Here is a 24,141-nt window from a genome sequence, read left to right as displayed (position 1 = left end):
TCTCAATTGGGCCCTTCCCGGGGATCCTCTCTCAGTCGATGCGTGTTTTCCCCGGGATCCTCTCTCACTCAACGCGCCCTTTCCCCGGATCCTCTCTCACTTGACCCTGGGCACTCCAACACAGACCAGGTGCCCACCGCAGCCACCCACCGTCGAACACCCCCCAACCGAGAGAGCGTTGCAGGAAAACACACATCAACTGAGAGAGCGTCGGAGGAAACCCCGCATCAACTGAGAGAGCGTTGCAGGAAAACACACATCAACTGAGAGAGCGTTGCAGGAAAACACACATCGAGTGAGAGAGCGTCCGGGGAAGATTGCAGCACGTGCAGCAGCGTTTGTATGGGGGGCGTAGGCTGCCGCCTTCGATGCCCATGACTGTAAAGTTGAGGATCATGAGCAGCCTCTTCAGCCATGCACAGGAGCCGTCCGAGGGAGATGACCAGACCGCGCTGGATATCCTGGACCCCGTAGTCAACACCGTGGTGGTACCCGGCAACGTGGCCCACGCTTTTGCCGGCTTCACCGACCACACCCACCTGTGGTGGCCGCTGGAAACACATGGCCTTTATGGCGGCGACTCCTATGTGGAGTTTGAGGAGAACCTGATTCTGGAAACGGCAGACGACGGCCGGACCACCATCTGGGGCACCCTGGATGACTGGCAGCCTCCGTTGTCCTTCCACGCGACGTGGCACCCCGGCTCCACCGCACTCTGGTCCACCGAACTTCTTGTCGTCTTCCGGCCGGTTGACGACGGCGCGGAGGTGCGGGTGTTCCATGAGGGATGGGAGGGGGCCGAGGACCCGACTGCCACCCGCGCGAGATACGTACTTGCCTGGCCTGAGATCCTGGCAAGGTACGCCCGTTTCATGGGCGCTTCCTATCCTGCAGACGCAGATGACTAGGCCTGCCCCCGGCGGTGTCGCTTCCGCATAGCAGTGGCTGCGGCCAAGGAGGAACCAGCTCCCGGTTTCCTCGCGCCATAAAAGTTCGCACCCTGATGGCGCCGGCGTCAGGCGCGCGCCACCGGGCTCACGCAGCTACGCCGCGGGCTCCCGGGGACAGCAGCGGGTCGCGCCATAGACTGGAGCAACACCTGCGACGACGGATGGAGGCCCGGTGGGAAGCATTGTTGAGGAGCTGGAGGAGATCCTGGCGCCCGGGCAGGTGGATGCGGCGGAGAGCGCACTCCGGCGCTATGCAGTGGATCAGGCGCCTGTCATCGACTTCCAACTGCCCCTGGCGGTGGTATTTCCCGAATCGGTTGCCGACGTCCAGGCCGTGGTACGTGCCTGCCGTGGCAGCGGTGTGGCCATCGTGGCCCGCGGCGCCGGCACGGGAGTGTCCGGCGGTGCGCACGCCACCAGGAACTGCATCATCCTGTCCCTCGAACGCATGGACCGCATCCTCGCCCTCAATCCCGACGATGAAACAGCCGTGGTGGAGCCGGGCGTGGTCAATGCCGTACTCAACGAGGCAGCCGCGGTGCACGGGCTGATGTATGCGCCGGACCCCGCAAGCTTCCGCAGCTCCACCATCGGCGGGAACGTGGCCACCAACGCCGGCGGGCTGCGATGCGCAAAGTACGGAGTGACCAGGGACTCCGTCCTGGCACTCGATGTGGTGCTGGCCGATGGCTCGCTGATCCACACCGGGCATCAGACTTTCAAGGGCGTGGCAGGCTACGACCTCACCGGACTTTTTGTCGGGTCCGAAGGGACGCTGGGCATTGTGGTGGGGGTGACCGTGCGCCTGAAGTACCTTCCGCGCGAGGTGCACACCGTAGCAGCCTTCTACCCGGATTTCCGGCTGGCCGCCGCCGGCGTCCTCGCGGTGGGCAAGGCCCGCGTCCAGCCCGCCATCATGGAACTGCTCGACGGCGGCACCCTTGCTCAGCTGGACCACCTGCACGGCTCAGACCTCACGGCACGTGGCCGCTCCCTGCTCCTGGTCCAGACTGATGGGTTCGGTGCCGCAGCCGAGGCCCAGGTGGTGCGAGAGGTCCTGAGTGCCGGCGGGGCAACGGTCAGCACCGAAGCCAGTGCCGAGGCCGAACGGCTGGTGGAGTTGCGACGGCACAGCAGGGGAGTTGAGGTCGACGACGAATACCGCGTAGGCGAGGACGTCGCCGTTCCGCGGTCCCGGCTGGTGGATTACGTTGCAGCCCTGGAGGTCATGGCCGCCAGGGATGAAGTGCACCTAAAAGTGGTGGCCCACGCCGGCGACGGCAACCTGCACCCCACCTTCTGGATAGACCGCACCGGCAGCAGCGTGGACGCCGGCGCGATGGAACGGCTGCAGCAGGTCCTGGATGAATCCATCACCGCCGCGTTGGCGATGGGCGGGACCATTACCGGCGAGCACGGGGTGGGGCAGTACAAGCTGCGGTGGCTGGGCCAGGAGCAGCCGGAGCCGATCAGGGAGCTGCAGCGCAGGATCAAGGAACTGTTCGACCCGGCAGGAATCCTGAACCCGGGGAAGGCGATCTAGGGGCAGATCCAAGGCAAAGAGGTCAGTCATCCGCGTCCGGGTACTCGTCAATTGACTCGTCCTCGCCGTAGCGGGACTCCTCCTTCTCCACCTCCAGGATCTTGAGGAGTTCGGTGTCCGGGTTCAGCATGATGGCGGCTTCGTCCCGGCGGTGCCGCAGGATGGAGTCGATGTAGGACTGCACGGCCTCGGCCAGCGGAATATGCCGCTCCTGCTTTTCGGACATGTACCAGCGGTGCTCCAGGACTTCGTGCACCACCTCCGCGGGCTCCAGCTTGCCGGCAAGGTCGCGGGGAATGGAACGGACAATCGGTTCGAAGATCTGGCTGACCCAGAGGTGGGCGCTGTATTCCTCGTCCATGTCCGGGTAGTTGTCCGCCCGGAAAGAGTCCATGTCATTGAGGAGGCGCCGGGCCTGGTTCTCCTGCGCGTCGATGCCCGTCAACCGCAGCAGGCGGCGCATGTGGTGTCCGGCGTCAACCACTTTGGGCTGCAGCTGGATAGTGGAGCCGTTCTGGGTGGTCTTGATGGCGTATTCCTCGACGTCGAAGCCGAGTTCGTTGAGGCGCCGGATCCGGGCACCAACGCGCCAGCGCTCACCGAGTTCGAACGACTCCTTCTCGGTCAGTTCCGCCCACAGCCGGCGGTAGCTGTCCATGATCAGCTCACTGGTGGCTACCGGGTCCACCTTTTCCTCAATCAGCCCGCCGTCGAGCAGGTCCATCAGCTCCCCGGCGATGTTCACACGGGCGATTTCCAGGTCGTATTCGCGCTGGCCTGTGGACAGGTCCGGGTAGAGTTCCCCGGTTTCCGCGTCCACCAGGTAGGCCGCGAAGGCGCCGGCGTCGCGCCTGAACAGCGTGTTGGACAGGGACACGTCGCCCCAGTAAAAGCCGATCAGGTGCAGCCGCACCAGGAGCAGCGCCTGGGCGTCGATAAGGCGGGTCAGGGTGTCCTTGCGGAGCATTTGGGAGAACAGGGCGCGGTACGGCATGGAGAACTTCAGGTGCCGTGTGACCAGCACCGGGTTGAGCGGGCGGCCGTCCGGGGTGGTGCGGCCGGTGATGACTGCCACCGGTTCCACGCAGGGGACGTCCAGCCGCGCCAGCTTGCGGAGCATATGGTATTCGTGCCTGGCCACGTGTTCCGAGGTTTCCTTGATGGCGATAACGGAACCGCCAAGATGGGCGAAGCGCACGATGTGGCGGGAAATACCGCGGGGAAGGGCGGCCAGGTTCTCAGCGGGCCAGTCCTCCAGCGCGATGTGCCACGGCAGGTCCAGGAGCTCCGGGTCCGCGGCCGCGGCCGTGATGTTCAGGGAGCTGACGACCGGGGCGGCCTTGCCGTCGTCCGCACTTGCGGCCACGAACCGCGGCAGCTTGCCGATCTGCGCATAGTCGGTGGGTTCGTCGTGCCACTGGGCGCTGTATTCCTCGGTCATGGCTCAATTCTTCCGTACTCGGGGCTGGCCGGCTAAATCTTTGGCAGGCACGTTAAAAGGCCGACGGCGGCCGCTCCGAAAGGAGGGCCGCCGTCGGTAGTGCTCGTGATCAGTCGCCCAGGCGCAGACCGGTCTTGGTGTCGAACAGGTGCACGTGGCCCGACTGCGGGCGGACGTAGATGGACTCGCCCTTCATCGGAGGGCGGCGGCCGTCGACGCGGGCCACGATGTCGTGATCCTTGCCGTCAAGGGTGGTGTGGCCATAGACGTAGGCGTCAGCGCCGAGCTCTTCGACGACGTCGACCTCCACCTTCAGGCCGTCGCCGTGCGGAGCGGTCTCCAGGTCTTCCGGACGGCTGCCCAAGGTGACGGTGGAGCCGTGTGCCTCTTCGAGGACGTCGCGCGGCACAGGGTAAACGGTGCCGCCGAACTGGACGCCGCCGTCAACGACGGGCAGTTCCAGCAGGTTCATGGCGGGGGAACCGATGAAGCCGGCAACGAAGACGTTCTTGGGGCGGTCGTACAGGTTGCGCGGGGTGTCGACCTGCTGCAGCAGGCCGTCCTTCAGCACGGCCACGCGGTCACCCATGGTCATGGCCTCAACCTGGTCGTGGGTCACGTAGACGGTGGTGACACCGAGGCGGCGGGTCAGGGATGCGATCTGCGTACGGGTCTGCACGCGGAGCTTGGCGTCCAGGTTGGACAGCGGCTCATCCATGAGGAAGACCTGGGGGTTACGCACGATGGCGCGGCCCATGGCAACACGCTGGCGCTGGCCGCCGGAGAGAGCCTTCGGCTTGCGGTCCAGGTACTGCTCAAGGTCAAGGAGCTTGGCGGCTTCGCGGACGCGCTCGGCGCGCTCTTCCTTGGAGACGCCGGCGATCTTCAGGGCGAAGCCCATGTTGTCGGCCACAGTCATGTGCGGGTACAGCGCGTAGTTCTGGAAAACCATCGCGATGTCGCGGTCCTTCGGCGGAACGTCGGTGACGTCGCGGTCGCCGATGAGGATCCGGCCTGCGTTGACGTCCTCAAGGCCTGCGAGCATGCGCAGGGAGGTGGACTTACCGCAACCGGAGGGTCCAACGAGGACCAGGAATTCGCCATCGGCGATGTCGATGTTGAGCTTATCGACGGCGGGCTTATCTGTGCCCGGGTACAGGCGCGTAGCGTTGTCAAAAGTAACTGTAGCCACAGTTATCAATCCCTTCACCGGCAGGTACGTGCCGGACGATCCGTTGTGAATGGTTCATGTTTGTTCAGTTTTTTGCTGCTGGCGCCCGTTTGCCGAGGCTGGAGAGCGCCCTGTGACGCCGCACGGTCCTTGTGCGCCACATCACAAGAAAGAGTATGTCAGATGTTTCGTGAATGGTCGCAAATGTTACGGACGTCACATGTGACCTTCGGCATCGCCTAGTCCGAAGCGGTGCCGGTCTCTTCCTCCGCCACTGCCACGCTTCGTTCCTGGAGCAGTACCTCCAGCAGTTCAGCCACGTGGACAGGCGCCTCAACGCGATGTTCCGCCTGGGTGAAATCGAGGCCCACTTTGACCCCGACGTCTCCGGCTTCAAGGCGTGCCAGGGCGTCCTCGTCCGTGGTGTCGTCACCGGCGAACAGCACCGCGGTGGCGCCCGTGATCTGCCGGAGGAATGTCACGCCTTCACCCTTCGACGCGTTGACCACGGAAGTTTCCAGTACGCGCTTGCCGTCCTTGAGAAAGACTCCCTGCCGGTCCTCCAACTGTGACCGGGCAGCTGCGACGGCGTCTGCGGCAACGTCGTCGGCGGCGAGGCGGGTATGCAAGACCACCCCGGCCGGTTTGTCCTCGAGCAGCGTGCCGGGTGCCTCGTTAACGATGTCGGCGAGGATTGCGCGGACTTCGGCGAGGCGGGCCTTTTGCTCTGCGTCCAGCGTCAGTCCGGTTGATCCCGGGCCCAGCCATGCTTCAGCGCCGTGGCTGCCGATCAGGAGTGTGTCCACGGGCGGTGAAGCCACCGCGCGCAGGCTGGCGAGGGCACGGCCGGAGATGAGGGCCGTCGTCGTCCGCGGAAGGACTGCGAGCCCGGTGAAGGCCGCTGCCGAGCGCGGGAGCGGCCGGGCGTCGTCGGCATGGCCAACGATGGGCGCCATGGTCCCGTCGAAGTCCATGGCCACCAGCAGGTGGTCGGTGGCGGCAATCCGGCGGACGGCTGCCCGGAGCTCGGGCGTCAGGCTGAGCCGGTGCTTCGCGTGGCGGGCATCAGGAGTCATCACGAACCGCCTTCTCGTTGAGGGCGCGCAGGAAATCGGCGGACCAGTGGTCCACGTCGTGCTCTAGGATCTGCTTGCGCATGGCCCGCATCCGCCGGGACGCGTCCCGCTGGGGCAGTTCCACGGCACGCATGATTGCGCCCTTGAGCCCGTCGATGTCGTGCGGATTCATCAGCAGGGCCTGCTTGAGCTGGTCGGCGGCGCCGGCGAACTCACTCAGGACCAGGGCGCCGTCGTTGTTGGTGCGTGCCGTGACGTATTCCTTGGCCACCAGGTTCATGCCATCGCGCAGGGCCGTCACCAGCATGACGTCCGCGGCGAGGTACAGGGCCACCATTTCCTCTACCGGATAACTGTGGTGCAGGTAGCGGACGGCGGTGTTCTCGATGGTGTCGTAGGTGCCGTTGATGTGCCCCACGGTGCCCTCCACCTCCTCGCGCAGGAGCCGGTACTGCTCCACTCGCTCACGGCTGGGGGAGGCCACCTGGATCAGCGTGGCATCACCGACAGACAGCTTGCCGTCGGCCAGGAGCTCCTCGAACGCCTTGAGCCGGTGCCTGATCCCCTTGGTGTAGTCAAGGCGGTCAACACCGAGCAGGATGGTTTTGGGGTTCCCGAGATCGCGGCGGATCTGGCGGGCCCGCTCGATAATCTCCGGTTTGGACGCCAGCTCACTGATCTGCTGCACGTCGATGGAGATGGGGAACGCCTGCGCCCGCGCAATGTGCGTGACCTGGCCGTCATGGCCTTTGACATGGACCTGCTGCTGCTTCACGCTCGCGCCGAGAAAGCGGCGTGCCGAGCGCATGAAGTTTCCGGCATCGCTGGGCCGCTGGAAGCCGACGAGGTCTGCGCCCAGGAGCCCGTCGATGATCGCCTGCCGCCACGGCAGCTGGGCAAAGATTTCCGGCGGCGGGAACGGGATGTGGTTGAAGAAACCGATGCGCAGGTCCGGCCTGGCCTCCCGGAGCATGCGCGGCACCAGCTGTAGCTGGTAGTCCTGCACCCACACGGTGGCGCCTTGGTCGGCATGGCGCACCACGGCGTCCGCGAACCTCTGGTTGACCTTGCGGTAGGAATCCCACCAGGTCCGGTGGAACTCCGGTGGGGCTATGACGTCGTGGTACAGCGGCCACAGGGTGGCGTTGGAAAACCCCTCGTAGTAGAGCTCCACGTCATCGGTGCTGAGCTGGACCGGAACAAGGTCCATGCCGCCGTGGCTGAAGGGTGTCACGGTTTCATCAGGCGCCCCGTGCCAGCCCACCCAGGCGCCGTCGGTCTTGGTCATCATGGGAGCGAGGGCTGTCACCAGGCCCCCGGGGGAACGGCGCCAGCCGGACCCGTCATCCCCGCTTTCGCCGGGAGCGCAGCGGTCCACCGGCAGCCGGTTGGACACCACCATGAACTCGTACTTTGTGTCACCGCCGTCGCCTGAACCGGCGGTGCCGGATGCAGCTGTTGAGTCGTGTTTTTCCTGGACGGGTGTTTGCATTGCGGTCCCCTGGGGTTGCTTGTGGCTCTCAGCCCACCCTAACGGGACGGAATCTTCCGTGCTATTCGTCCGTTGGTCAACTCCGGGCAAAGCATCCCGATGGTTGAAACCGCAAGCTCCCAGCTTTCTCCCCTAAAATATTGGAAGTTGCCACGAAGTGGTCCCCCGACGTCAACCGACCCAAGGAACACATGAGCCCCGCAAACGAAGTACGTAAGTCCAAGGCTGAGCGCACCGCGGAGGCGCGCGAGAAGGCGCGCCTGATCCGCGAGGCGCAGCTGAAGAAGGACAAGCGCAACAAACTGCTGATCGGCTGGGGCATCGTGGCCGCCGTCGTGGCCATCCTGGCCGTTGTTGCCCTGGTGGTCACCACCAGCATCCGCCAGAACACACCTGTCGCTGACCAGGGTCCGGTGCCGGCCAACGCCAATGTCAACGGCGGCGTGACGCTGCTGGCAAATACCGAGGTGAAGAAGACCGAGCCCGCCACCGTGGACGTCACCACGCTGACCAAGCCTGAGCAGGCGCCCAGCCCTGTGGTGGCGCCAGGGGCCGAACCAGAGGCCGGACAGCCGGTCAAGGTAATTGCGTACGTCGACTTCATCTGCCCGGTCTGTCTACGGTTCGAGGAGACCTACAGCGAGACCCTGAAGAACCTGCGCAATGAAGGCAAGATCTCCATGGAGTACCGGCCCCTGGGCTTCCTGGACCGCCAGTCCAGCACCAACTACTCCTCGCGTTCCGCCAACGCTGCTGCCTGCGTAGCTGACAAGGCCCCCGAGAAGTACGCGGAATACGTTGACGTTCTCTTCGCCAACCAGCCCGCGGAAGGCGGGGCAGGCCTCTCCGACGACAAGTTGAAGTCCCTTGCCAGCGACATCGATGCGGACATCAACAGCTGCGTGGACGACAAGACGTTCCGCCCCTACGTCAAGTACTCCACCGAACTGGCAGCCAACACCGGCATCACCGGCACTCCGACCGTCTTCATTGACGGCAAGCAGTGGGACGGCGCCTCGGACCTGAACGCCGAGATCCAGGCAGCAATCGACGCCAAGAACTAAGGCCAATGCGCCCCGGCGGCCCGTCTCCGGTTCTTCCGGAGCGGGCCGCCGGCGTTAGGGGCCCGGCCCCGGAGTTGCCGGTATCTTTTTTGCGACCGGCACCAGTTGGGCTAACCTTATCTAGCGTCTTTATGACGCCTGCCTTTAGAGGCACGCCTCCTTAGCTCAGTTGGCCAGAGCACCGCTCTTGTAAAGCGGGGGTCGTCGGTTCGAATCCGACAGGGGGCTCCACATTTTTCCGGTCCTGCACCCTGTCAGCGGCTAAGCTGTTCCCATCCGAATGATCAGCCTGCTGATAAAAGGAGTGTGGGTGCCATGCCCAAGACCGGCAAGAACGACCACGCCCGCAAGGAAGAGCTCCCCTCAACCCTGCAGCGCTCTGAGCAGAAGGCCCAGGACACGTTCGCCAAGACCTACGATTCAGCCCTTGAGAGCTACGACAACGACGAGGGCCGGGCTGCCCGGGCGGCCTACGCCTCCCTGAAGCACAGTTATGAGAAGGTGGGCGACCACTGGGAGCCCAAGGAAAAGCGGGGCCCGTCGGACAAGCGTGCGGAGGGAGGCATCAAGTCCCAAGAGCCTACCGCCGGCGGCGTGAACGCGAACGCCTCCAAGGACCACCTTTATAAGCTTGCCAGGGAACTGGATGTCAAAGGCCGCTCCAAAATGGACAAGGACGAGTTGGTCAAAGCGATCCAAAAGGCCAACGACGCCGCCACCAGAAAAGCCCGCGGCAAGTAGTTCCACGGCTGCAGGACCCTTGCCCTGACGCTGCTCAGGGTGTCGAATCAGAGGACATGTTCAGCCCGGTTGGATGGCAAAGACGCCAGGAGGTTCCCATGTCGGTCAAAGGCACCAAGGACTCAGCCAGGACCGCGTCCGGCCGGAACGGACCTGAAGCGCGCCGCGCAGACACCTCCGCCGGCCTCGCCGCAGAGGAGCCGGCCAGAATCCGGAACGTGGCACTGGTAGGCCATTCGGGTGCCGGGAAAACGATGCTGATCGAGGCGCTGCTCGCGGCCAACGGCACGATCACCCGCAAAGGATCCATCCCCGACGGCACGACAGTCAGCGACTCTGACCCCGCCGCCGTGCACCAGCAGCGCTCCGTAACCCTGTCGCTGGTGCCACTGCTGATCGATGGCACCAAAGTTAATCTCCTTGATACGCCGGGATACCCGGACTTCATTGGTGAGCTCCGTGCGGGACTGCGCGCCGCGGACGCCGCACTGTTCGTCGTCTCCGCGGTTGACGGCATCGACGCCACCACTACTGCGCTGTGGGGAGAGTGCGAGCACATGGGGCTGCCCCGCGCCGTCGCCATCACGCGGATGGACCACCCCCGGGCAGATTACGACGGCGTCCTGGCCGCCTGCCGGAAGGCGTTCGGCGACGGCGTCCTGCCGCTTTACGTCCCGGTGCGGACCGGCGGTGAGGTCACCGGCCTCCTGGGCCTGTTGTCCGGGACGGTCACCGATTACTCGGCGGGGGAACAGTCCACCGCCAGCAGGGCAGCGGACGCCGGAGAGCTGGCAGCATCGGAATCGGCGCGGGGCGAGCTGATTGAGGGAATCATTGCCGAGAGCGAGGATGAGACCCTCATGGACCGCTACCTGGAAGGTGAGGCCATCGATACTGATGTCCTGATCGCGGACCTGGAAACCGCCGTCGAACGCGGTTCCTTTTTTCCGGTCCTTGCCACCTCCGCGGTCAGCGGCCTGGGCACCGCTGAACTGCTGGAGGTCCTGGTCCGTGCGTTTCCGTCACCGCTGGAGGCCAAGGTGCCGGCGGTGACGGACCTGGCCGGGGCGCCTGCCGGCTCCCTGTCCTGCGACCCGGCCGGACCGCTGGCGGCGGAGGTGGTCCGGACCTCCATCGACCCGTTCCTGGGCCGGATCTGCCTGGTCCGGGTGTTCTCCGGCACCCTGCGGGAGGATGCGCCGGTCCATGTGGGCGGTCATGGACTGGCTGACCGCGGGCACCAGGACCACGACACGGACGAACGGGTCACCCACCTCTACTCCCCGCTGGGTGCCACGCTGCGGCCAGTGCCGTTCAGCATTGCTGGGGACATGTGCGCGGTTGCCAAGCTGGGAAGCGCCGAAACGGGGGACACCATCTCGGGGCGGGACCGGCCCCTCCTGCTGGCCACCTGGGACATGCCCGAGCCCCTGCTGCCGGTGGCGGTGGAGCCTGACACCCGCAGCGATGAGGATGCCCTGGCGCGCAGCCTCGGCAAGATTGCTGCCGGTGATCCCACGCTCCGGGTGGAGCGGAATACTGAAACGCATCAGCTGGTCCTGTGGTGCATGGGGGAGGCCCATGCCGAGGTGGTGCTGGACAGGCTGCGCGACCAGGGCGTGAAACTGCACACCGTGGACGTTGTGACACCCCTGCGGGAAACCTTTGCATCCCCCGCGGCCGGGCACGGCCGCCACGTCAAGCAGTCCGGCGGCCACGGACAATATGCCGTTTGTGACATCGAGGTGGAACCGCTTCCCCGCGGCGGGGGATTCGAATTCCTGGACAAGACAGTAGGCGGGGTGATCCCCGGTACTTTCATACCCTCCGTCGAAAAGGGCGTGCGGGCCCAGATGGAAAAGGGAGTGAGCGCGGGCTTTCCGGTGGTGGACCTGCGGGTGACACTCGTTGGGGGGAAAGCACACAGCGTGGACTCCTCCGATGCAGCGTTCCAGGCGGCGGGGGCACTGGCATTGCGTGAGGCCGCGGCATTCGGGCGGATCCAGCTGCTGGAGCCCGTTTCTGCCGTCGTCATAACCGTGGCGGACGAGCACGTGGGGTCGGTCATGAGCGACCTGTCCGGCCGGCGCGGCCGGCTTACCGGGACCACTTCCTCCGGTGAGGGCCTCACCGAAATCAGCGCCGAAGTCCCGGACCAGGAGCTTCTGCGGTACGCCGTGGACCTGCGGGCCTTAACGGCAGGTACCGGTCGCTTCCGCCGCCGGTACCTGCGGCACGACCCCGTGCCCGCCAGCTTCAGCCCCTCCTAGCCTTCCCCGACATGAACGCCGCTGCCCTGAAGATCCAGCGCGTCTACCTGACGCTGACGCTGGGAAACACTTTGGCAGCCTCGTTTATCTGGGGCATCAACACCCTCTTCCTGCTGGATGCCGGGCTGAGCAACCTGGAAGCCTTCGCCGCGAACGCCTTCTTCACTGCCGGCATGGTGCTCTTCGAGGTACCCACCGGAGTGGTTGCCGACAGCTGGGGACGCCGGGTTTCCTTCCTGCTGGGGACGGTCATGCTGGCCGGGTCCACATTTCTGTACTACCTGCTGTGGCAGTTTTCGGCCCCGTTTTGGTGGTGGGCGGCAGTTTCTGTCCTGCTGGGCCTCGGCTTCACCTTCTTTTCGGGTGCAGTGGAGGCCTGGCTGGTGGATGCCCTGCGGTTCTCCGGGTACGAAGGCGGACTGGAGGCCGTGCTCGGACGGGGGCAGATGGTCACTGGAGTCGGCATGCTGGCCGGCTCCGTGGCCGGCGGCGTCATTGCCCAGGCTACTAACCTGGGGGTGCCGTTCCTGCTCCGGGTGGGCGTGCTGGTTGCCATGTTTGTGGTGGCCTTCATGCTCATGCATGACGTCGGTTTCACGCCAGAGCGCTCGGCGCACCCGCTCAAGGCCACCCGGGCCGTTCTTAAGGCCTCCGTGGACGGCGGACTGAAGCATCCGCCCGTCAGGTACATCATGCTGGCTGCGCCGTTCACCGAAGGAGTGGGCTTTTACGTCTTCTATGCCCTGCAGCCCTATTTACTTCAGCTCTTTGGGGACCCCCGCGCCTATGCTGTGGCCGGCCTGGCTGCGGCCCTGGTGGCAGGAGCGGACATTGTGGGCGGATGGATGGCGCCGCGCATCCGGCGGCTCGTGCGGAGACGCACCACTGTCCTGATAGCCAGCAACCTGGTCAGCTCACTGATCCTTGTGATGCTGCTGTTCACGAGCACGTTCTGGCTGGCCTTGGTGCTTTTGGCCCTGTGGGCAGTAGTGGGTGCGGCAGGCACCCCCGTCCGCCAGGCCTATCTGAACGACATGATTGCTTCGAAGCAGCGGGCAACGGTGCTTAGCTTCGATTCCTTGATGGGCTCTGCCGGCGGAGTGGTGGTGCAGCCGCTGCTCGGCAGGACGGCGGACCTCTACGGCTATCCCGCCTCGCTGGCGGTGGGAGGCGCAGTACAGCTGATCGCCGCTCCCTTCATCCTGTTCAGCCGCCGGCAGCGCTCGCAGGCGGACACGGCATCGGACACTGCCCCGGCATCCTAGGTGGATCATCCGGGCGGGTCCACGGCTTAATGTGCGTGAGACCGGCGCGAAACGCGCCCACAACAATCACTGCGTACCTTGCACGCATGAGACCAAACTTCCTCGGCCGGATCCGCGCGTGGTTCATTAACGCAACCACCTACGAAGGCGGCGGGCAGGAGGCGGATCCCATGGCTGATGCCGCCGCCCGCTGGGGCTGGCTGCCCGCACTGAGCGGGGTGGCCCTGGGAGGCGACCATGCCCGGCGCAGCCATGCCGGATCCGCGCTGCAGCAGAACAACATGTCTGGTTGAACACATCATTGGGTTGCTAGCGGGATGATGCCCTAAACTGCTTCACTGAGGTGCCTGAAATGGTGCTGCGCAGCAACGAAAGTGAACACGCTATGGCTACCGATTACGATGCTCCACGCAAGCAGGAAGAGGACACTCCCGCTGACTCGTTGGAGGCCCTCCAGGCGTCACGTGGCGGCAACGCGCAAACCGCGGTCATCGACGTCGACGAGAACGACACCGCCGAAGGCATTGACCTGCCCGGCGCGGACCTTTCGAACGAGGAACTGACGGTCATTGTTGTTCCTGAACAATCCGATGAGTTCACCTGCTCATCGTGCTTTTTGGTCCGCCACCGGTCCCAGGTTGCCCGCGAGAAGAACGGCATGAAGTACTGCCGCGACTGCGAAGGCTGACCCGGCTTACCAATCCCTGCGCCGGCCACCCGACGTGGTGGCCGGCGCTTTTTGTCTCCTGCCGCCATCGTTATCCGGGGTAACGGAGGGGTGCAGAAACGGCACCGAAAAGGTCAAGAAAGGCCCGGAAACAGCCCTTCTTTTATGACCCGTTAATGCTGCCGCGAACACCCTAACGGTTCCGTGCCGAAGCGGCTACAGCCCTCGTTTCGAGGCTTTCACGCTCCTAGTCTGGAGCTATCCAATCCCTCCTTCCTTGGATGGCTCCACAATGAAAAAACTCTCCATCTGGCTCACGGCTATCCTCATGGCCGTCGGGCTGGGAATCCTGGTTCCGGGGCCCGCCTCGGCTACCACCTCGTATTGCGGACTGGTCTGGGGGTCCATGTCCAAGGCTGACAATACGTTCAGCAAAGCATCCGTCACCAACGTCCGCACCGGGCAGCACTACTGCTTCGACCGGATGGTGGTGGACCTCAACGGTCCGGCTGCCGGCTACACCGTGCGGTACGTACCCCAGGTGATCCAGGACGGGTCCGGGTTCCCCGTGCCGGTCCGCGGGGGTGCCCGGCTGCAGGTGACCCTTAATGCACCCGCCTACAACCCCGACACCGGCCAGCCCACGTACAACCCTGCCAACCAGGCGGAACTCTCCAACGTAACCAACTACCAGACCTTCCGACAGGTGGCCTGGGCCGGAAGCTTTGAGGGCTACACCAATATCGGCGTGGGAGTCCGTGCCCGCCTTCCGTTCAGGGTGTTCACCCTGGACGGGCCCGGCTCCGGTTCAAGGCTGGTCCTTGACGTGGCGCACTTCTGGTGACGCGCTGCCTGTGACAACGGGCCTCGGACAGAAGACCACATAGCAAAAGTGCCGTACCCCTGGAACCCGGGGGTACGGCACTTTGCTTTGCGGGCGGGGTGGTCCGGCCTATTCCGGCACCACCAGTGCAGGGGTGTCCCGCTTGAGGGTTTCGCCGCGGAAGAAGCCGGGGTGTACTCGGGCCATGACCAGCATGAACACCGCACCGAGGACAAGGATCCCGACGCCCAGTATGAAGACCAATCCCACGCCGAAGACCTCAGATCCGCTGCCGAACTCCGGCGCCAGGCTGTCCACGGCGGTCTGGAAGAACACCACGAACAACCCCACCCCGCCGAGCACCGGGCACACCAGCCGCAGGATGAAGTTGCGGGTACTGCTGAAGACGCTGTGCCGGAAGTACCAGGCGCAGGCGAGGGCGGTCAGGCCGTAGTAGAAGCAGATCATCAGGCCCAGCGAGACGATGGTGTCGTTCAGGACGTTTTCGCTGACCACGTGCATGACAGCGTAGAACCCCGCGGAAACGACGCCGGCGACGATGGTGGCGAAGCCCGGCGTCGCAAACTTCCTGCTGACCTTGCCGAAGCGTTGCGGCAGGGCGCCGTAGTGCCCCATGGCCAGCAGCCCGCGGGCCGGCGACATGAACGTGGACTGCAGGGACGCGGCGGAGCTCGACAGCACGGCGAGGGACATCAGGATGGCGAACGGACCCATGATTGGCGAGGCGAGTGCCGTGAAGATGTTCTCGTGGTTGTCCTCGTTGTTCAGCCCGTTGCCGGTGTCGCCCAGGCCGGCAAACATCATGGTGGCGATGCTGACCAGGAGGTAGATGGCCAGCACTATCACGGCGGTCAGGGTCCCGGCCACACCTGCTGTCTTTTTGCCGTTGGACGTCTCCTCGTTAAGGGTCAGGCAGACGTCCCATCCCCAGTAGACGAAGATGGACAGTGAGATTCCGGCAGCTATTTGGCTGAAGGTTTCGACCTTGGTCACGTCGAACCATTCCCAGCTGAACGGGATGGCTGTTTCGGACGCGGACCAGTTGGCGAATGCCATGGCGACGAACAGGCCAAGGACCAGCAGCTGGAACCCTACCAGGCCGTACTGCACCACCTTAGTGGCGTGCAGGCCGCGGTAGCTGACCCAGACGGCCAGCGCCACGAACACGAAGCAGGTCATAACATTCAAGGCTTTGTTGTCCGCGAGGTCAGCGAGCTCCGGGTTGCCGGTGAGCTGGGACAGGAACAGGTAGAAGAAGTCGACGGCGACACCGGCAAGGTTTGACAGCACGATGATGTTGGCTGCCAGCAGGCCCCAGCCGCCCATCCAGCCCACCCAGGGGCCGAAAGCTTTGGTGACCCACGTGAAGGTGGTGCCGCTGTCCGGCGAGTCGGCGTTGAGCTCCCGATAGGCGAGCGAGACCAGGATCATGGGAATGAAACCGATCAGGAAAATCACCGGCAGCTGGAGTCCGACTTCGTTGACGGTGGGGCCCAGTGCGCTGGTCAGGGTGTAGGCGGGAGCTATGGTGGAAATACCCAGTACGACGACGGCGAGAAGGCCCAGTTGCCCGCCCTTCAGTCCTTTGGGGCTGATGCCGGCGGGGCTGGGTGAGTGGCTCCCCGGACCGGGGGAGGATGAGCTGGTGCGGATGGTCTCGGTCATGGCACCACTTTCTGAAGATGTTGAGAGGACGATCACTATATGAATGGCGTTCATTTAGTATGCGGGCGTGTGACGCGGGACGCAAGAGCGGATATGAATGACGTTCGTTTATGTCCGTTGCCGGCGAATTAGTAAGCTCACTGAGAAATCGCTCGCAGGCCCTCTGCCATACTGCGGGCTGCTGATAGCGTCGGAATTACTGGACCGATCGAGGAGGACCCATGAAAGCTTCACCGACACTGACCAATAACCTGCAGGCCGTGCTCGCAGACCTGATTGAACTGCACGTCCAGGGCAAGCAGGCGCACTGGAACATTGTGGGCACCAACTTCCGGGACCTGCACCTGCAATTGGATGAGATCGTGGACGCTGCCCGCCAGTTCGCCGACGACACCGCTGAGCGGATGCGCGCGCTGCACGCGCTGCCGGACGGCCGCAGCTCAACGGTGGCCGAAAGCACCAGCCTGGCGCCGTTCCCCGAGGGCCTGATCAGCACAAGGGATGCCATCGAGCGCATTGTTGCCGCCCTTGAAGCTGCCGTCGGAACCATGCGCAAGGTCCATGACGAGGTGGATGAGGAGGACCCCACGTCGGCGGACCTGCTGCACGAATTCATCCTCAAGCTGGAGCAGTTCGCCTGGATGGTGAACGCCGAAACCATGAAGCCCACCGCAAGCGTCACTGCCCCCGACGCAAAGTAACTCCTGGGCACAAAAGCCGACTGCAGGGCGTCCGCCCCCGGAGCTGGATGGCTCCGGCGGCGGACGCCTTTTTGCTGCTCTGGTCCAAGGCCGGTGGCCTTGGTTCACTTGGCCGCCTTGGGCACGTGCCGCAGGACGACGGCGGCGAGCACTGCCGCCGTCGACATCAGTATCAGCCCAATGGCCGCGGTAACGTGCACCCCGGAGTCAAAGGCGGTTGCGGCTGCGTTTCGTACGGCGTCCCCCAGGGGGCCCGGCAGTCCGGCTGCGAGTTCCATCGCCCCTGCCAGCGTCTCTCCGGCGTGCATGATGCCCTGGCCCGAGGAGGATTCGGCGGCGCCCTCCGGAAGCCGCAGGTTCTGCTGGTAGGAGGCTGTAAGGATGGACCCCAGTACCGCCGTTCCCAGCAGTGCTCCCACCTCGTACCCCGTTTCAGATATTGCGGCCGCCGCGCCCGACTTTTCCGGCGGCGCACTGCCCAGGATGAGGTCGTTGGAGATGGTTTCCGCCGTTCCCACGCCCAGCGCCAGGACCAGGAGTGCGGCCAGCAGCAGGGAGGATCCATCGACATGGCTGCCAAACGTCACCAGACTGTAGCCCGCGGCGCTCATGCCGAGTCCTGCCGCCACCACGAACCCGGGCCGAACCCGGCGGACGAGCGGCACCACCACCAGGCCTGCCGCCACCGTCGCAAGAAGTGCCGGAATCATCGCAACGCCTGCCGCCGAGGGGGACAGGCCCTCAAGGAGTTGCAGGTGCTGGGCCAGGAAGAGGATGAAGCCGTTGAAGGAAAAGAGGGCAAGGACATTGGCCGCGATGGCCATGCTGAACACCCTGTTTCGGAACAGCGAAATGTCCAGCAGGGGAGTGTGCAGGCGCTGTTGCCGGCGGACAAAAAGTGCCCCCATTGCCAGGCCGAGGGCTACGGTTCCCAGGGCCGCTGCGCCGGGACCTTCGGTGGCAATTTCCTTGATGCCATACACGACGGGAGCCATTGCCAGCAGTGACAGCAGGATGCTCGGAATGTCCACCTTCCCCGGTGACGGGTCCCTCGATTCCGGGATGAGGGCAGGTCCGAGGACCAGGAGCGGCAGCATGATGGGCACCGCCACCAGGAAGACGGCGCCCCACCAGAACTCTTCAACGAGCCATCCGCCGAAAATCGGGCCCAGCGCGGCGCCGCCGGAAAAGCCGGCGGCCCAGATGGCGACTGCCAGCCGCCGGCGGTTGGGCTCCGGGAAGATGTTGCGGATCAGGGACAGGGTGGAGGGCATCAGCATGGCGCCGAAGAAGCCCAGGACGGCGCGGCCGGCGATGAGCCAGCCGGCGTTGGGGGCAAAGGCCGTGGCTGCGGAGACCGCAGCGAAGCCGATGGTGCCGATGAGCAGCAGCCGGCGCCGGCCAACCCTGTCACCCAGGCTTCCCATGGCCACCAGCAGCCCGGCCAGCACCAGCGGGTAGGCGTCCACGATCCACAGAAGTTCGACGCCGGATGTGCTGAGGGCGCGCGCGATGGCCGGCAGGGCGAAGGTCAGGGCCGTGTTGTCGACGGCGACCAGCAGGACGGGGAACATCAGCAGCCCCAGGGCCAGCCAGTCCCGCCAGGTTCCGCTGGGCGGCCCGCTCGTGCTCCGGACGGTCGCGGCGGGATAAGCGGTGCTGCGGGGGGCGGCCGATGGTGTCATAGAATAACTGTACCGTCTGGACGGTTTAGTTAAGAAACCGGGCTGTGGCCGTGCATGATGGGAAGCATGGCCAGAAAACCCGTCGCGCGAGATGCAGTCCTCGACGCCTTTGAAGAGCTCCTGATCGATGTGGGGGAGCGGGCTGCCACGCTGGAAGCGGTGGCAAGGAAGGCGGGCGTTTCCAAAGGTGGCCTGCTGTACCACTTTCCCAACAAGGAAGCACTGATTGCCGCCACCCTTGAGCGGCTGGACCGGTTGGCGGGGGAGGACCTCACCGCCATGGCGGCCGCTCCGGAAGGGGCAGCGGCGTACTTCATCAGGTCATCGCTCTGGTCCGACACCCCGATGGACCGTTCCTTTGTTGCTGCCACCCGCCTGGCCGAGGTGGCCCACGAGGAGGCCCGCCGGCGTTTTGCCGTCATCCAGCAGCAGTGGCTGGACCTCATCGGCAAAGATGTGGGGACGGCCATGGCCAAGGCGGTGCTGTACATGGGAGACGGGCTGTATTTCAATGCCATGTGGGAAAGCGGGCCCTCCGGCAATGCCGGAAGGAGGCAGGCGGACGTGGAGGAGTTGCTGTCCGCTGTGGAGCGGCTGAGGGGCTGACCGGCATTTGCCCCTTCGCCTGCGCCATAGGAGAATTGGTGCATGTGCAGGCCGTGGTCGGCCGCCGCAAGAACAACCTAAAACAACCTAATTGAATAGCCTTTGATCTGCGGCGGGAGAGTTCTGCCAGAAGGTACAAGCAGGCGCCGTAGGAGCAATACCTCCCCAGGAATCTCACAGGCCCATGTACCGCCGCGGCGAGGCACCTCTGGAAAGCAGCAGGCCGTCCGCCTGGAGATCCACCACCGGATCCGTTCGGACCGTTGTGCTCACCGACGGTGCAAGCGGGGCCAGCGGAAGCAGGCAACGCGGAAACTCTCAGGTCCAAGACAGAGTGGGGAGGGCCCGAATCGATGTGGCGCACCCAGCGCCGCCTGAGCTATGGAGTTCCTCGTGACTGTCTCTCCAGCCCCCGCCGTTCCAGCCCCCGCCATCCCGGCTTCTTTTGCTTCGGCCGCCACCTTCGTTGACCGGCACATCGGCGCCCGCCGCCAGGCCGACGTCGACACCATGCTCAAGGCCGTGGGCTACGACACCGTGGACGCGCTGGTGGACACCGCCGTCCCCAGGAATATCCGGCAGGACTCACCGCTGGAACTGGCAGCCGCCCTCAGCGAAGTCCAGGTCCTCGCCGAGCTCCGCCAGCTCGCCGCCAAGAACAGGACCGCGGTCCAGATGATCGGCCAGGGCTACTACGACACCGTGACACCGCCGGTGATCCGCCGCAACATCCTCGAGAGCCCGGCCTGGTACACCGCGTACACCCCGTACCAGCCGGAGATTTCCCAGGGCCGGCTGGAGGCGCTGCTGAACTTCCAGACCATGGTCCAGGACCTGGTGGGCCTGCCCATCGCCAACGCCTCCCTGCTGGACGAAGCCACGGCCGTTGCCGAGGCAGTACTGATGATGCGCAGGGCCAACAAGAACAAGGACGCCAGGGACGGCAAGACAGTCCTGGACGCAGACTGCATGCCGCAGACCATTGCCATCGTCAAGGGCCGTGCCGAGGCGCTGGGCTTTGAGGTGGAGGTTGCCGACCTTGCCAATGGACTGCCCGACGGCGCCATCAACGGCGTCGTGCTCCAGCAGCCAGGTGCTTCCGGCCGCGTTTTTGACCACAGCGCGGTGATCGCCGAGGCCAAGGAGCGCGGCGCCCTGGTGACCGTAGCCGCCGACCTCCTGGCCCTGACCCTCATTACCCCCCCGGGCGAGCAGGGGGCCGATATCGCCGTCGGCTCCGCGCAGCGCTTCGGCGTCCCGCTGTTCTACGGCGGCCCGCACGCCGCCTACATGGCAGTGCAGAAGGGGCTGGAGCGCTCCATGCCCGGCCGCCTGGTAGGCGTCTCCAAGGACTCCGCAGGAGTTCCTGCCTACCGTCTGGCCCTGCAGACCCGCGAGCAGCACATCCGCCGCGAGAAGGCCACCTCCAACATCTGCACCGCGCAGGCGCTGCTGGCCATCGTGGCGTCGATGTACGCGGTGTACCACGGACCCGAGGGCCTGAAGGCCATTGCGCAGTCCGCCCACTTCCACGCCAGGACCCTGGCCGCATCGCTTAGGGCCGCAGGCTTAGACGTGATGCACACGAGCTTCTTCGACACCGTGACCGTTTCGGTGCCGGGCAAAGCAGCGGCAATCGTTGCCGCAGCAGAGGCCAAGGGCATCAACCTGCGCAGCATTGACGCTGACACGGTAGGCATCTCCACGGATGAAACCACGACGAAGGAGGTCGTCGACGCCGTTTTGGCTGCCTTTGGTGCCGGGCTGGCCGAGATTATGGAGGGGTTCGGCCTGGATGCCGCCGTCGAACGCTCCTCCGGCTTCCTGCAGCACCCGGTGTTCAAAACCTACCGCTCCGAGACCCAGCTGCTCCGCTACATCCGCCGCCTCTCCGACCGTGACCTGGCGCTGGACCGCACCATGATTCCGCTGGGTTCCTGCACCATGAAGCTGAACGCGACGGCCGAGATGGAGGCCATTTCCTGGCCCGAGTTCGCTTCAATCCACCCGTTCGCCCCGGACTCCCAGACCGAGGGCTGGCGGGAACTGATAGCGGACCTGGAAGCCCAGCTGACCGAGATCACCGGATATGACCAGGTGTCAATCCAGCCGAACGCCGGCTCCCAGGGTGAGCTGGCTGGCCTGCTGGCTATCCGCGGCTACCACCACTCGCGGGGCGACCAGCAGCGCAACGTCTGCCTGATTCCGGCCTCGGCGCACGGTACCAACGCCGCGTCCGCTGTCCTGGCGGGCATGAAGGTGGTTGTCGTGGCCACCGCGCCGGACGGCACCATCGACCACGAGGACCTGTACGCCAAAATCGAGGCCCACAAGGACGCCCTGTCCTGCATCATGATCACCTACCCCTCCACCCATGGCGTCTATGACGCAGACGTGCGTGAGGTCTGCGACGCTATCCACGCCGCCGGCGGGCAGGTGTACATCGACGGCGCCAACCTCAACGCCCTCGTGGGCCTGGCGCAGCCGGGCCAGTTCGGCGGCGATGTCTCGCACCTGAACCTGCACAAGACGTTCTGCATCCCGCACGGCGGCGGCGGACCCGGCGTCGGACCCGTCGCTGCCAAGGCACACCTGGCACCGTTCATGCCCGGCAACGCGGCCACCTGGACCGAAGGCAACGACGTGCCCATCTCCGCCTCCAAGTACGGCTCCGCCGGCGTGCTGCCGATTTCGTGGGCCTACGTGAAGCTGATGGGCGGGCTGGGCCTTACCGAAGCCACCAAGTCCGCCCTGCTGGCCGCCAACTACATTGCCGCGCGCCTCAACGACTTCTTCCCGGTCCTGTACACGGGGGAAGCCGGGCTGGTGGCGCACGAGTGCATCCTTGACCTGCGCGAGCTGACCGCGAGGACCGGCGTGACCGCGGAGGACGTGGCCAAACGCCTCATCGACTACGGCTTCCACGCCCCCACGCTGTCCTTCCCGGTGGCGGGCACGCTGATGGTGGAGCCCACCGAGTCCGAGGACCTCGGTGAGATCGACCGCTTCATCGAGGCAATGATCTCCATTCGTTCGGAGATCGACCAGGTGGCGGCCGGGGACTTTGCCGTGGCAGAGAGCCCGCTGCGCAACGCTCCGCACACTGCTGCGGCAGCCATCAGCAGCGACTGGAACCGTGACTACCCGCGCGAGCAGGCCGTGTTCCCGGTGAAGTCGCTGAGGCAGGACAAGTACTTCCCGCCGGTGGGCCGCATCGACGGCGCAGCAGGGGACAGGAACCTGGTCTGCTCCTGCCCGCCGCTTTCCGAGTTCGAAAACTAGGGCCGGCACCATGACGGAGAAATACACCGCGCTGTACGACGAGCACAAGAAGCTGGGGGCGTCCTTCACCGACTTCGGCGGCTGGCAGATGCCCCTGAAGTACAGCTCAGAGCTCGCCGAACACCACGCCGTGCGGAAGAGTGCCGGGCTGTTCGACCTCTCCCACATGGGCGAAGTCTGGGTTACCGGCCCGGACGCTGCCGCGTTCCTGGACTACGCCCTGGTGGGAAAGATGTCGGCCATGCCCGTGGGGAAGGCCAAGTACTCGCTGATCTGCAGCGAGGATGGCGGCATCATTGATGACCTCATCACCTACCGCCGGCCGGCAGCTGATGACGCCGGCGACGTTTTCCTGGTGGTCCCCAACGCCGGCAACGCCGCTGTGGTGGCCGCAGCGCTGGCGGATCTGGCGTCGGGCTTTGACGTCCGGGTGGATGACGCCTCAGCGGCCACCTCCCTGGTGGCTGTCCAGGGCCCCAAGGCACAGGAGTTGCTGCTACGCCTGGTTCCGGCCGCCCAGCACCCCCTGGTAAGAGAGCTGAGATATTACGCCGCAGTTGAGGTGCCGCTCCTGGTGGGCGGCGCGGGGCAGGACCTTCTGGTCGCCCGCACCGGGTATACCGGCGAGGACGGTTTTGAGATCTTCGTAACTAACGGCGACGCAGCGGCACTCTGGCAGGCCCTCCTCGCCATTGCCGACGACGGCGAGCTGGCACCTGCAGGCCTGGCCTCACGCGATTCACTCCGCCTGGAGGCAGGGATGCCCTTGTACGGCAACGAGCTGTCCCGGCATGGCGACCCCTTTTCCGCAGGCCTGGGCCCCGTCGTCGCACTGTCCAAGGAAGGCGACTTCGTGGGCAAGGCCGCCCTGGCCGCCAAAAAGGAAGCCGGTGCCGGCAGCACCTCCGGACGCCGCCTGGTGGGACTCAAAGGACTCGGCCGCCGCGCAGGCCGAGCCCACTACCCGGTCCTCAAAGACGGCACCGTGGTGGGTGAAGTCACCTCCGGCCAGCCGTCACCCACCCTCGGATACCCCGTGGCCATGGCCTACGTGGACGTCGCCTTCACCGAAGTCGGCACCAGCCTGGACATTGACCTGCGGGGTAAGGCAGAGCCGTTCACAGTCGTCGACCTGCCGTTCTATAAACGCGCCAAGTAGCTGGATCCTCCGTGGCTGGCTTCGGGACCGGCGGACCCGACTTTTCACCCCTGCATGGGCCCACGCCGTCAGGGTTCCCTGGCCGAGCTTGCGAGGTTAGGGAGACGGTGGGGAGCACGCTTTCGAAAAGTCCGGCTCCGCTGACGCTCGCGAGGTCCGTCGCTTAGGTGAGCGGCCTTGACGACTGGGCGGATTCCGGAGACGTGCGTCTAAGGGAGCGTCACGTCCGCGCAGCGGACGTCTTCGCGACCGAGCACGCGGAGGAATTCGGCCAGGCGCACCCAACCCCGCCAAGAACTCTCTAGTTAGGAACACACCATGGCCGTTGGCGTATTCGACCTGTTTTCGATCGGGATTGGGCCTTCTTCTTCGCATACTGTGGGGCCGATGCGGGCTGCTGCTGTTTTTGCTGGGGAGCTCAAGGGCCTCGGCGTGCTGGCGGAGGTGGCCTCGCTGCGGGTGGACCTGTATGGGTCCCTCGCCGCGACCGGCCACGGGCACGGGACGATGACGGCGATC

General features: G+C 65.2%; 20 protein-coding genes, 1 tRNA gene and 1 riboswitch. Of the genes, 15 read left to right on the top strand and 6 right to left on the bottom strand.

Features of this window, described 5'->3' with window-relative positions; translation table 11 throughout:
* The first annotated feature begins 395 nt into the window (after window positions 1-395).
* Window positions 396-908, top strand: coding sequence for an SRPBCC family protein (locus tag FDW84_RS18750; RefSeq protein ID WP_138610996.1), 513 nt, complete (start codon window positions 396-398; stop codon window positions 906-908).
* 214 nt (window positions 909-1,122) lie between these two features.
* The gene (locus FDW84_RS18745; protein WP_138610995.1) at window positions 1,123-2,493 is read left to right on the top strand and encodes an FAD-binding oxidoreductase; all 1,371 of its coding nucleotides are present in this window, start codon (window positions 1,123-1,125) and stop codon (window positions 2,491-2,493) included.
* A 22-nt stretch (window positions 2,494-2,515) separates the two neighbouring features.
* Here the strand turns inward: FDW84_RS18745 and FDW84_RS18740 are convergent, their stop codons facing one another.
* The 4 genes from FDW84_RS18740 to FDW84_RS18725 form a co-directional block, all read right to left on the bottom strand.
* Complete coding sequence (locus tag FDW84_RS18740; RefSeq protein WP_138610994.1) at window positions 2,516-3,934, bottom strand: DUF4032 domain-containing protein; 1,419 nt, start codon at window positions 3,932-3,934, stop codon at window positions 2,516-2,518.
* 109 nt (window positions 3,935-4,043) lie between these two features.
* Window positions 4,044-5,126 carry an ABC transporter ATP-binding protein gene (locus tag FDW84_RS18735; RefSeq protein WP_138135451.1) on the bottom strand — a complete coding sequence of 361 codons (1,083 nt, stop codon included), beginning with the start codon at window positions 5,124-5,126 and terminating at the stop codon, window positions 4,044-4,046.
* A 218-nt stretch (window positions 5,127-5,344) separates the two neighbouring features.
* Window positions 5,345-6,181 carry a trehalose-phosphatase gene (otsB, locus tag FDW84_RS18730; protein WP_138610993.1) on the bottom strand — a complete coding sequence of 279 codons (837 nt, stop codon included), beginning with the start codon at window positions 6,179-6,181 and terminating at the stop codon, window positions 5,345-5,347.
* On the bottom strand, window positions 6,171-7,673 hold the full coding sequence (locus tag FDW84_RS18725; protein ID WP_138610992.1) for an alpha,alpha-trehalose-phosphate synthase (UDP-forming): 1,503 nt from the start codon (window positions 7,671-7,673) through the stop codon (window positions 6,171-6,173). The genes otsB and FDW84_RS18725 overlap by 11 nt, the downstream gene beginning before the upstream one ends.
* Window positions 7,674-7,864: 191 nt before the next feature.
* Between FDW84_RS18725 and FDW84_RS18720 the strand changes: the two genes are divergently transcribed.
* From FDW84_RS18720 to FDW84_RS18685, 8 genes are all read left to right on the top strand, one after another.
* Window positions 7,865-8,737 carry a DsbA family protein gene (locus tag FDW84_RS18720; RefSeq protein WP_138610991.1) on the top strand — a complete coding sequence of 291 codons (873 nt, stop codon included), beginning with the start codon at window positions 7,865-7,867 and terminating at the stop codon, window positions 8,735-8,737.
* Window positions 8,738-8,891: 154 nt separating this feature from the next.
* A tRNA-Thr gene (locus FDW84_RS18715) sits at window positions 8,892-8,968 on the top strand.
* Window positions 8,969-9,052: 84 nt separating this feature from the next.
* A complete protein-coding gene (locus tag FDW84_RS18710) occupies window positions 9,053-9,478 on the top strand; it encodes a ChaB family protein (RefSeq protein ID WP_138610990.1) in 426 nt (141 codons plus the stop codon).
* Window positions 9,479-9,576: 98 nt separating this feature from the next.
* Window positions 9,577-11,748, top strand: coding sequence for an elongation factor G-like protein EF-G2 (locus tag FDW84_RS18705; protein WP_138610989.1), 2,172 nt, complete (start codon window positions 9,577-9,579; stop codon window positions 11,746-11,748).
* Between the two features lie 11 nt (window positions 11,749-11,759).
* A complete protein-coding gene (locus FDW84_RS18700; protein WP_138610988.1) occupies window positions 11,760-13,013 on the top strand; it encodes an MFS transporter in 1,254 nt (417 codons plus the stop codon).
* A gap of 86 nt (window positions 13,014-13,099) precedes the next feature.
* Entirely contained in the window at window positions 13,100-13,306 is a 207-nt protein-coding gene (locus tag FDW84_RS18695; RefSeq protein ID WP_138610987.1) for a hypothetical protein, read from the top strand.
* Window positions 13,307-13,398: 92 nt separating this feature from the next.
* Window positions 13,399-13,701, top strand: coding sequence for a DUF4193 domain-containing protein (locus FDW84_RS18690; RefSeq protein ID WP_041652542.1), 303 nt, complete (start codon window positions 13,399-13,401; stop codon window positions 13,699-13,701).
* Between the two features lie 271 nt (window positions 13,702-13,972).
* Entirely contained in the window at window positions 13,973-14,524 is a 552-nt protein-coding gene (locus FDW84_RS18685) for an AMIN-like domain-containing (lipo)protein (protein WP_138610986.1), read from the top strand.
* 108 nt (window positions 14,525-14,632) lie between these two features.
* Here FDW84_RS18685 and FDW84_RS18680 read toward each other — a convergent pair whose 3' ends face one another.
* Window positions 14,633-16,189 (bottom strand): APC family permease, encoded by a 1,557-nt coding sequence (locus FDW84_RS18680; RefSeq protein WP_138610985.1) that lies wholly within the window; start codon window positions 16,187-16,189, stop codon window positions 14,633-14,635.
* A 221-nt stretch (window positions 16,190-16,410) separates the two neighbouring features.
* Between FDW84_RS18680 and FDW84_RS18675 the strand changes: the two genes are divergently transcribed.
* On the top strand, window positions 16,411-16,890 hold the full coding sequence (locus tag FDW84_RS18675; protein ID WP_138610984.1) for a Dps family protein: 480 nt from the start codon (window positions 16,411-16,413) through the stop codon (window positions 16,888-16,890).
* 104 nt (window positions 16,891-16,994) lie between these two features.
* Here FDW84_RS18675 and FDW84_RS18670 read toward each other — a convergent pair whose 3' ends face one another.
* On the bottom strand, window positions 16,995-18,575 hold the full coding sequence (locus FDW84_RS18670; RefSeq protein WP_138610983.1) for an MFS transporter: 1,581 nt from the start codon (window positions 18,573-18,575) through the stop codon (window positions 16,995-16,997).
* A gap of 66 nt (window positions 18,576-18,641) precedes the next feature.
* On the opposite strand from FDW84_RS18670, the gene FDW84_RS18665 reads away from it, so the two are divergent.
* The 4 genes from FDW84_RS18665 to FDW84_RS18650 all read left to right on the top strand — a co-directional run.
* Window positions 18,642-19,181, top strand: coding sequence for a TetR/AcrR family transcriptional regulator (locus FDW84_RS18665; RefSeq protein ID WP_138610982.1), 540 nt, complete (start codon window positions 18,642-18,644; stop codon window positions 19,179-19,181).
* A 103-nt stretch (window positions 19,182-19,284) separates the two neighbouring features.
* Window positions 19,285-19,383, top strand: a riboswitch (glycine riboswitch).
* Between the two features lie 179 nt (window positions 19,384-19,562).
* Window positions 19,563-22,463 carry an aminomethyl-transferring glycine dehydrogenase gene (gene gcvP, locus FDW84_RS18660; protein ID WP_371419188.1) on the top strand — a complete coding sequence of 967 codons (2,901 nt, stop codon included), beginning with the start codon at window positions 19,563-19,565 and terminating at the stop codon, window positions 22,461-22,463.
* Window positions 22,464-22,473: 10 nt separating this feature from the next.
* The gene (gene gcvT, locus FDW84_RS18655) at window positions 22,474-23,622 is read left to right on the top strand and encodes a glycine cleavage system aminomethyltransferase GcvT (protein WP_138610981.1); all 1,149 of its coding nucleotides are present in this window, start codon (window positions 22,474-22,476) and stop codon (window positions 23,620-23,622) included.
* A 318-nt stretch (window positions 23,623-23,940) separates the two neighbouring features.
* A partial coding sequence (locus tag FDW84_RS18650; RefSeq protein ID WP_305775696.1) for a serine dehydratase beta chain occupies window positions 23,941-24,141 on the top strand: 201 nt, incomplete at its 3' end.

Source organism: Pseudarthrobacter sp. NamE5 (genome assembly GCF_005796225.1).
Taxonomy (GTDB): domain Bacteria; phylum Actinomycetota; class Actinomycetes; order Actinomycetales; family Micrococcaceae; genus Arthrobacter.
The sequence above is the reverse complement of the archived record's forward strand: the minus strand, read 5'-3'. Positions and strand labels throughout refer to the sequence as shown.